The organism is Sandarakinorhabdus rubra (assembly GCF_010994245.1).
GTDB classification, from domain to species: domain Bacteria; phylum Pseudomonadota; class Alphaproteobacteria; order Sphingomonadales; family Sphingomonadaceae; genus Sandarakinorhabdus; species Sandarakinorhabdus rubra.
The window spans coordinates 1-4,491 of the sequence record NZ_WMHO01000207.1 but is presented as its reverse complement, the minus strand read 5'-3'; the positions used below and the strand labels follow the sequence as shown (position 1 = coordinate 4,491).

Below are 4,491 nucleotides of genomic sequence, written 5' to 3'. Positions count from 1 at the left end.
GCCGCGCTGCGGCTGCTCAACCGGTTGTGGGGGCTCGACTGGCCGTTGGCGCAGCTGGCAACGCTGGGCGCCGGGCTGGGCGCCGATGTGCCGGTGTGCGTGTTCAGCCGCACCCTGTTCGGCGCCGGTCGCGGCGACCTGCTGTCGGCCTGGCCCGAAGATCTGGCCGGCACGCCGGTGTTGCTGGTCAACCCCGGCGTGGCCGTGCCGACCGGGCCGGTGTTTGCCGGCTGGGATCGGCAGGATCGCGGCGGCATTGCGCCGGGGCAACCGCTGTCCGGTCTGCGCAACGACATGACCGCCGCGGCCATCGCCATTGCACCGGTGATTGCCGACGTGTTGTCGCGGCTGGAGCGGGCAGGGGGCGTGCAGCTGGCACGGATGAGCGGCTCTGGCGCGACCTGCCTCGCCCTGTTCGAGACCATGGTGGCGTGCGAGGCGGCAGCGGCCGCGCTGGCCGATACCGGCTGGTGGCTGTGCCCCACGCGGATCGTCTGATTCGATCGGCTTGAGGCGTCTGGCCTGAGTCGCGCTCAGGCCAATGCGAGTCGGACTCGAAAAGCGACCGTCCGAGGCCCTGATTGGGGTCCTTCCGGTCGCTGTGCAGCGCCAAAATACGGCTACGTTATTTGTCCAAACCATTGAAATAACGATATTGCGACGCAGCATGCTGATTCAGGCTCAAAATAGCTGTTGACGCATAACTGAGCCGCACTTAGATACCGCGTCAGTTGATTTGAGCAGCACTCAGGCACCGCTCAACCCTCCCCCCCTCAGCCGTGCCGGGGGCGGCTCAAATCAGCGCTGAAACACAGTGCCCAACAGCGCCATCGCCCCGGTGCTGCAACAGGAGAAGACCCATGATGAACCGCCTGATCGCTGCCGCCGCTGCCTTCGCCGCCCTCACTGCCGCTCCGGCCTTTGCCGCTCCGGTGAGCTGCAAGCAGACCCCGGCCCAGATCCGCACCCTGGCCGAAGCCAAGGGTGGCGAAGATGCCGCCAAGGCGCTGCACCTGGTTGCCACCGGCGAAAAGCTTTGCGCTGCCGATGCCAAGTTCGAAGCCGGCAAGAAGTTCGCTGCCGCTGCCAAGCTGCTCGGCACCGAACTGGCCTCGCTGCAGGTTGCCGCTGGCCAGTAAGGCCGCTTCCTTCCCCATCCTCTCCCAGGATGCACCTAAAGGCCCGGCGGCCCCCCGCCGGGCCTTTTCTTGTGCGGCTTTTTTTCAGGGCGCTTCGCCGCTAAGGCGGGAGCATGCGCCAGCCAGACCTCCTGCCCGGCACCGCCGATCTGCTGCTGGTGGCGGATCACGCCTCGGCCGACGTGCCACCGGGCCTTGATCTGGGCGTGCCGCCGGCCCTGATGGCCGATCATGTTGCCGTGGACATCGGGACCGATGCGCTCACCCGCCGGCTGGCGCGCGCGCTGGCATCGCCGGCCGTGATTGCCACCGTCTCGCGGCTGGTGGTGGATTGCAACCGCGCGCCGGAGGATCCCGGCGCCATCCCGGCCAGCAGCGACGGGCACATCATCCCCGGCAACTGGAACCTGCCAGCCAGCGAGCGCGACCTGCGCATCGCTGCCATCCACACGCCCTATCACGACAGCATCGCCGGCGAGATCGCGCGCATGCGCCCGGCGCTGATCGTTGCCGTCCACAGCTTCACGCCGTGCCTCGCCACCCGCCCTGACGAGGAACGCCCCTGGCCGGTCGGCATTCTCTACAATCAGGATGACCGCGCTGCCCGGCTCGGCCTTGTTGCGCTGTCGGCAAGGGGCCTGCACGTCGGGGACAACCAGCCCTATTCAGGCCGGGACCTCAATTATACCTGCGATCGCCACGCCGAAGCAGCCGGCATCCCCTATCTCGGCATCGAGGTGCGCAATGACGGCCTGCAATCGAAGGAAGGCATCGCGCGCTGGACGCACATCCTTGCCGACATGATCGCAAACGTGCGGCGCAACCTGCCTTGACGCCTGACATTTGCTGGGGCAGGGCAATTTTATTGTTCGGAAAAGGCCTATCATGACAAGATTCGACAAGTCCAAGCTGCCGTCCCGCCATGTTTCGGTGGGCCCCGAGCGGGCGCCGCACCGTTCCTATTATTATGCCATGAGCCTGACCGAGGAGGAGATCGCCCGGCCGTTCGTCGGCATCGCCTCGGCAGGCAACGACTCGGCGCCGTGCAACACCACGCTCGATGCCCAGGCCGATGCGGCGCGCATCGGCGTGAACGAGGCCGGCGGCATGCCGCGCCGTTTCAACACCATCACCGTGACCGATGGCATCGCCATGGGCCACCAGGGCATGAAGGCCAGCCTGGTCAGCCGCGATTGCATTGCCGATTCGGTTGAGCTTTCGATGCGCGGCCATTGCTATGACGCGCTGATCGGCTTTGCCGGTTGCGACAAGAGCTTGCCCGGCATGATGATGGCGATGCTGCGCCTGAACGTGCCGTCGATCTTCGTCTATGGCGGCTCGATCCTGCCTGGCCGCTTTGAAGACCAGGATGTGACCGTGGTCGACGTGTTCGAGGCCGTCGGTGGCTTTGCCGCCGGCAGCTGCCCGCTCACCCGGCTGACCGCGCTCGAAAAGGTGGCCTGCCCCGGCCACGGCGCTTGCGGTGGGCAGTTCACCGCCAACACCATGGCCTGCGTGGGTGAGGCGATCGGGCTGTCGCTGCCCAACAGCAACATGGCCCCGGCGCCCTATCGCAGCCGTGCCGACATCGCGATTGCCGCCGGCAAGCAGATCATGACGCTGGTGGAACGGAACATCCGTCCGCGCGACATCTGCACGCGCGAAGCCTTCGAGAACGCCGCGCGCATCGTGGCGGCCACCGGCGGTTCCACCAACGCCGCGCTGCACCTGCCGGCGATGGCCAACGAGTGCGGCGTGAAGTTCGACCTGTTCGACATGGCCGAAATCTTCAAGACGACGCCCTATGTCGCGGACCTCAAGCCCGGCGGCAAATATGTGGCGAAGGACATGCACGATGCCGGCGGCGTCTACATGGTGCTGAAGACGCTGTTCGATGCCGGCTTCATCCACGGTGACTGCCTGACCGTGACCGGCAAGACGCTGGCCGAGAATATCGAACAGATCAGCTGGAACCCGGACCAGAAGGTCATCTACCCGGTGTCCAATCCGATCACGCCCACCGGCGGCGTCGTTGGCCTGAAGGGCAGCCTGGCCCCCGAAGGTGCCATCGTGAAGGTGGCCGGCATGAAGACACTGCAGTTCAGCGGGCCGGCGCGCGTGTTCGATTGCGAGGAGGATGCCTTCAAGGCGGTGGAAGCGCGCGACATCGCCCCCGGCTGCGTAATCGTCATCCGCTATGAAGGGCCCAAGGGCGGCCCGGGCATGCGCGAGATGCTGTCCACCACCGCCGCGCTCTATGGCCTTGGCATGGGCGAGCAGGTGGCGCTGATCACCGATGGCCGCTTTTCGGGCGCCACGCGGGGCTTCTGCATCGGCCATGTCGGCCCGGAAGCCGCCGAGGGCGGGCCGATCGCCCTGGTGGCGGATGGCGACATCATCAGCATCGATGCCGAGGCTGGCACCATCGACCTGCACGTGGATGATGCCACGCTGGCTGAGCGCCGGGCAAAGTGGCAGCCGCGCCGCACCGATTACCAGTCGGGCGCGATCTGGAAGTTCGCGCAGACCGTGGGGCCGGCGCGGCTGGGCGCCGTCACCCACCCCGGCGCGGCGGCCGAAACCCACGTGTTTGCCGATATCTAGAGCTGGAAGCGCTTCCTGATCCGGTCCACCGGCGTGCCATCTTTCAGGGGCACGCCGGGCACGACCTCGTGATCGATGAAGCCCATGCGGCTGTAATAGGCGAGGCCGCCCGTGTTGTCGCCGCGGATAGTGGCGTTGATGGCGGTGAGGCCAAGCTCGCGGGCACGCGCGCAGGTCGCGGCGAACAGCGCCGTGCCAACGCCACGCTGGGTGCCGCCCAGCCGGGTGAAGGTGGCGATGTCCCCGATGCTGGCGGGCAGGAAGGGCTGCGTGCCCAATGTCTGGAAGCCTTCCAGCCGTACATCGGCTTCGGCGACGAAGCAGCAATGCACGCTGGGGCCGGTGAGATAGGCGTGCGCCAGGCGTTCGGGCGTGAAGGGCGTTTCGAAGGCCGTGGTGCCGCCGCGAGCGATGATGGCGTTCAGCAGATCGGCCAGTTCGGCGGCGTCGGCCTGGGCAACGGGACGAATGGTCAGCATGGCGGCCCTTGTGCCGCCGGTCCGGCTTTGTGACAAGGCGCGCATGATCACCCCCGAGTCCGGCCCGCCCGTCCTCACCGCCGCTGCGATGCGCGCGGCGGAAGGCGCGGCGATCGGGGCCGGCACGCTGGCACTCACCCTGATGGAGCGCGCGGCCGATGCGGCGGCGCGGGCGATCCTCGCCCATGCCCCGGCGCCGGCCGCCACCGTGCTGTGCGGGCCGGGCAACAATGGCGGCGATGGCTATGGCATTGCCGTTCGCCTGGCCG

General features: G+C 67.5%; 5 protein-coding genes and 1 pseudogene. 5 read left to right on the top strand and 1 reads right to left on the bottom strand.

What is annotated here, in order from left to right:
* From GJV64_RS11700 to ilvD, 4 genes and pseudogenes are all read left to right on the top strand, one after another.
* Window positions 1-498: pseudogene (locus GJV64_RS11700) on the top strand (4-(cytidine 5'-diphospho)-2-C-methyl-D-erythritol kinase); the annotation flags it as partial.
* 362 nt (window positions 499-860) lie between these two features.
* A complete protein-coding gene (locus GJV64_RS11695) occupies window positions 861-1,139 on the top strand; it encodes a hypothetical protein (protein WP_164157393.1) in 279 nt (92 codons plus the stop codon).
* 113 nt (window positions 1,140-1,252) lie between these two features.
* Window positions 1,253-1,972, top strand: coding sequence for an N-formylglutamate amidohydrolase (locus GJV64_RS11690; RefSeq protein ID WP_164157392.1), 720 nt, complete (start codon window positions 1,253-1,255; stop codon window positions 1,970-1,972).
* A gap of 52 nt (window positions 1,973-2,024) precedes the next feature.
* Window positions 2,025-3,743 (top strand): dihydroxy-acid dehydratase, encoded by a 1,719-nt coding sequence (gene ilvD, locus GJV64_RS11685; RefSeq protein ID WP_164157391.1) that lies wholly within the window; start codon window positions 2,025-2,027, stop codon window positions 3,741-3,743.
* Here the strand turns inward: ilvD and GJV64_RS11680 are convergent.
* Entirely contained in the window at window positions 3,740-4,222 is a 483-nt protein-coding gene (locus tag GJV64_RS11680) for a GNAT family N-acetyltransferase (RefSeq protein WP_164157390.1), read from the bottom strand. The two genes, ilvD and GJV64_RS11680, sit on opposite strands and share 4 nt — an antisense overlap.
* Window positions 4,223-4,265: 43 nt before the next feature.
* Between GJV64_RS11680 and GJV64_RS11675 the strand changes: the two genes are divergently transcribed.
* Window positions 4,266-4,491: NAD(P)H-hydrate epimerase (locus tag GJV64_RS11675; protein ID WP_235927720.1), on the top strand; the 226-nt coding region annotated here is incomplete at its 3' end.